Source organism: Enterococcus italicus DSM 15952 (assembly GCF_000185365.1).
Classification (GTDB): domain Bacteria; phylum Bacillota; class Bacilli; order Lactobacillales; family Enterococcaceae; genus Enterococcus_G; species Enterococcus_G italicus.
Window position 1 is genome coordinate 853,333 of record NZ_GL622241.1, and the last position, 4,011, is coordinate 857,343.

The following is a 4,011-nucleotide window of genomic DNA, read 5'->3' on the forward strand; positions in this document are numbered from 1 at the left end:
AGTTTTTTTATTTGTTTTCATTAATTGAATTATCGGGAAGTAGCTCAGCTTGGTAGAGCACTTGGTTTGGGACCAAGGGGTCGCAGGTTCGAATCCTGTCTTCCCGATTCGTAAGACACCTAACAATAGGTGTCTTTTTTTGGTCTCACTGTGACTTTAAAAGTGTGTTACAATAGAAAAAAACAAGGGAGGTACTTGATTGAAAGGACAAATTCGAAAAGCATTGAGTGGCTTCTATTACGTTTATTCGGAAGGAAAACTCTATCAAACGCGTGCTAGAGGGAATTTTCGTAAGTTGAAAATTTCTCCATTAGTCGGTGATGAGGTAGTATTTGAAAGTACGAACCAAACGGATGGCTATATTTTAGAGATGTTGCCAAGAAAAAATGAATTGGTCCGCCCAGCTGTGGCAAATGTTGATCAAGCAGTCATTGTAACCAGTTTGGTAGAGCCTAATTTTTCCTATAATTTATTGGATCGTTTTTTGGTTACACTGGCGCATCAATCAATAGAGCCAATCATCTATCTAACAAAAGTTGATATATTCGATGAAGAAGAAAAGATTGATGAGATTGAGCATATTTATGGATCAATAGGGTACAAAGTCATTGTAGCAAAAGAGACTTCTGAAGCAATTGATGAATTAGAAGCACTCTTTTCTGACAAACTTACGGTATTCATGGGGCAATCGGGTGCGGGGAAATCAACACTACTGAATCAAATATTACCTGAATTGCAATTAAAGACGGGTGAGATATCGGATGCACTAGGTAGAGGTAGGCATACGACAAGACATGTGGAATTGCTAGAAATCGCGGGTGGCTTGGTCGCAGATACCCCGGGATTTAGTGCTATTGACTTTTTATCGATCGAAGCAGTTGAATTACCGAGAGAGTTCCCTGAATTTGTTGCTCGTTTGGATCAGTGTCGTTTCAGAGAATGTCAGCATTTGAATGAACCGGATTGTGCGATAAAAGCAGCAGTTGAGAGCGGAGAGATTGCTCAGTCCAGGTATGACAATTACCAACAATTTATGTCAGAGATTGAACAAAAAAGACCAGTCTATAAAAAGAAAAAATAAAGAGAAGAGGATATGCTAATGAAGATAGCTCCATCGATTCTGAGTGCTGATTTTGCCAATTTGCAAAGAGATATTGAATTCGTCGAAAAACATGGTGCAGATTATATCCATGTTGATGTGATGGATGGCCAATTTGTGCCCAATATTACCTTTGGCCCGGCTGTTGTACAAGCCATTCGACCGATTACAAAATTACCATTAGATGTTCATTTAATGATTGTCAATCCGGAACGTTTTATTCATGAGTTTGCTAAAGCGGGTGCGGATATTATTGGTGTTCATATTGAAGCAACGCCACACCTCCATCGAGCGATTCAAATGATTAAGGCTGAAAATGTAAAAGCAGAAGTGGTGATCAATCCCGGTACACCAGTCGAGGCTATCAAATATGTATTGCCGTTGGTTGACCAAATTTTAGTGATGACGGTGAATCCAGGATTTGGTGGACAAAGCTTTTTACCGGAAATGGCGGACAAAATCCGTGAGTTAGCCAAGCTAAAAGAGCAGTATGGGTATCACTATGACATTGAAGTAGATGGGGGCATTGATGATCAAACCATTAGGGTATGTGCCGAGGCAGGTGCCAATGTTTTTGTTGCGGGAAGCTACATTTATGGTGCACAACATCCGGAAGAACGAATTAACGCGTTAAAAGAGGCGATTGAGTAAATGAATATTTTACTTGTAGGCGGTGCGCCGAAAGAAACTTGGCCGCCATTAGAAAGAGCGTATGATTATACGATTGGTGTCGATCGTGGGGCTTTATTTTTATTAGAAGAGCAATCTCAATTGAACGCCGCCATTGGTGATTTTGACTCATTATCATTGGTCGAATTGAAACGAGTGAAAGAAAAAGCCGACAGTATAGAGCAATCAAAGCCTGAAAAAGACGATACCGACACGCAGCTAGGTCTTCTTCATGCGATTCAACGATTTCCTGAAGCTACTATTGATATGATTGGCTTAACTGGTGGGAGAATTGATCACTTTTTAGCCAATCTTTGGTTAGTACTGGAGCCGAGATTTCAGCCGTATGCCATGAATATTAGTCTACGAGACCGCATGAATACGATTCGCTTCTATCTACCAGGTACGTATACAATTGAAAAAGAAACGGGTATGAAGTATTTAGCCTATTGTTGCTTAACGCCGATGGAGCAATTAACGTTAACGGAGAGCAAGTATACATTGGATAAACAAAAAATTGATTATCCAATATCTTATGCGAGCAATGAATTTTTAACGAATCAAGCATCCTTTTCATTTAGTGATGGAGTTATGGCTGTAATTCAAAGCAAAGATTAAGATAAGGTTCCTGTGGGAAATGATTCAAAAAACATTAAACCACAGGGCCTTATCTTTTGTTTCATAGGGAAAAGTGGTACAATTTAGGGTATGAGTTTGAATAATATTGAGGTGCGCTTGTGAAAAAAATTAATCCAAATAAAAATATTATCATTGCCCTAATCATCGTGCTAATCGTAGTGACTGTCTTGAGTCTGACTATTGCGCAGCGGGCAACAGCAAAAAAATCAAATGTCGTGCAATCCGTGATCAATGATACCATTGCCTTTGTTGACAAGGCAATCCAAGCTCCAGTTAGCTGGGTTGAAAATACGGTTGATGCAGTTCAGGATTTAGCTTCTACTTATAAAGAAAATCAACAATTAAAAGCAAAATTGGACTCCTATGAAGAATTATCACAAGCAAACAAAAACAGCGAGAGAGAAATTGCTAATTTGAAAGAACAATTGGCGCTAAACACCACGTTATCAAGCTATGAAAAAGTCACAGCCAACGTCATTTCGCGTTCGCCCGATTCATGGCAAGATTATTTGGTTATCGATAAAGGATCGAAAGACGGTATTGAAGCGAATATGTCTGTGATGGCTAAAAAAGGGTTGATTGGCCGAGTGATTGAAGTCAATCGTTCTTCATCAAAAGTAGAACTTTTGTCTTCTGAAAATCAAACATCGAATCATTATCCAGTCAGAATTTCGACAGACAGTGGCGAATTGTTTGGGTTATTGAAAGGCTATGATGAGGACAAAAATGCACTAGTGGTCGAACAAGTAACTGGTTCAGCAACCTTTGCCAAAGGTGATGTGGTACAGACTTCTGGTCTGGGTGGGAATTCACCAGCAGATTTGGCGGTCGGTACGGTTCTAGAGGCACAATCAGATGATTTTGGTTTGGATAAAAAATTATACGTCCAGCCTTATGCGGACATGTATGACTTATCCGTCGTGACCGTTATCAAGCGTACGGTAGGTGAGTAAAGTGAATCAAAGTAAAACGAGCCGATTAACATTAGGAATTATTTTGTTTCTGTTGATGCTATTAGATGCGCATATTACGAGATTATTTGATTATTGGGACAAAGGGGCCAATGTCTGGCAATCACAGCTACTCTTATTAGTGGCCTTATTTGCGGCAAAAAGTTACTCCAAGCGTTATATGATTTGGATGGCAGTGGCGATTGGTATACTGTTTGATCTTTATTACTTGGGTATCATTGGTATCTATGCTGTCGGGTTCCCGATGGTTGTGTGGATGATGTATGTATTTCATTCGCTCTTTTATCAAAATATGACGACTATGTTTTTTAGTTGGGTGATCAGCTTGACTCTCTTCCAACTTTTTACACTAGGTATTCAAATCGGGTTTAAGCTCGCTGCTTTTGATGGTCAATTTTTCGTGGTGAAATTTTTAGGCCCAACATTATTGTTAAATATTTGTTATTTTTTTATTCTTATGTGGCCATTAAAAAAAGTATTCAAACTAAAACTCAGTTATTTTTAAACAAGATGAACAAATACAGGTGGTAAAAGGAATGTTGAGCTGCTAGACTGGAACAAACCGATGAAACAGAAGAAACTATAAGCAAAAAGATCAGAAAGTCTAAAAGTTTGAGCAATGGTGTGCACCCC

5 protein-coding genes and 1 tRNA gene are annotated in these 4,011 nt (G+C 39.1%); all 6 read left to right on the forward strand.

Annotated elements, in window-relative coordinates; all coding sequences use genetic code 11:
* Positions 1-33: 33 nt before the first annotated feature.
* The 6 genes from HMPREF9088_RS03985 (at position 34) to mreD (ending at position 3,883) form a co-directional block, all read left to right on the forward strand.
* Positions 34-107, forward strand: a tRNA-Pro gene (locus HMPREF9088_RS03985).
* Between the two features lie 92 nt (positions 108-199).
* Positions 200-1,081: a ribosome small subunit-dependent GTPase A gene (gene rsgA, locus HMPREF9088_RS03990; RefSeq protein ID WP_007207863.1), complete on the forward strand. Its 882-nt coding sequence runs from the start codon at positions 200-202 to the stop codon at positions 1,079-1,081.
* Positions 1,082-1,099: 18 nt separating this feature from the next.
* Positions 1,100-1,750 (forward strand): ribulose-phosphate 3-epimerase, encoded by a 651-nt coding sequence (gene rpe / locus HMPREF9088_RS03995; protein ID WP_040366361.1) that lies wholly within the window; start codon positions 1,100-1,102, stop codon positions 1,748-1,750.
* Positions 1,751-2,386, forward strand: a complete 636-nt coding sequence (locus HMPREF9088_RS04000) for a thiamine diphosphokinase (RefSeq protein WP_007207865.1) — start codon at positions 1,751-1,753, stop codon at positions 2,384-2,386.
* Between the two features lie 119 nt (positions 2,387-2,505).
* Positions 2,506-3,360 carry a rod shape-determining protein MreC gene (mreC, locus tag HMPREF9088_RS04005; protein WP_007207866.1) on the forward strand — a complete coding sequence of 285 codons (855 nt, stop codon included), beginning with the start codon at positions 2,506-2,508 and terminating at the stop codon, positions 3,358-3,360.
* Between the two features lies 1 nt (position 3,361).
* Entirely contained in the window at positions 3,362-3,883 is a 522-nt protein-coding gene (gene mreD, locus HMPREF9088_RS04010; RefSeq protein ID WP_040366362.1) for a rod shape-determining protein MreD, read from the forward strand.
* Positions 3,884-4,011 lie beyond the last annotated feature (128 nt).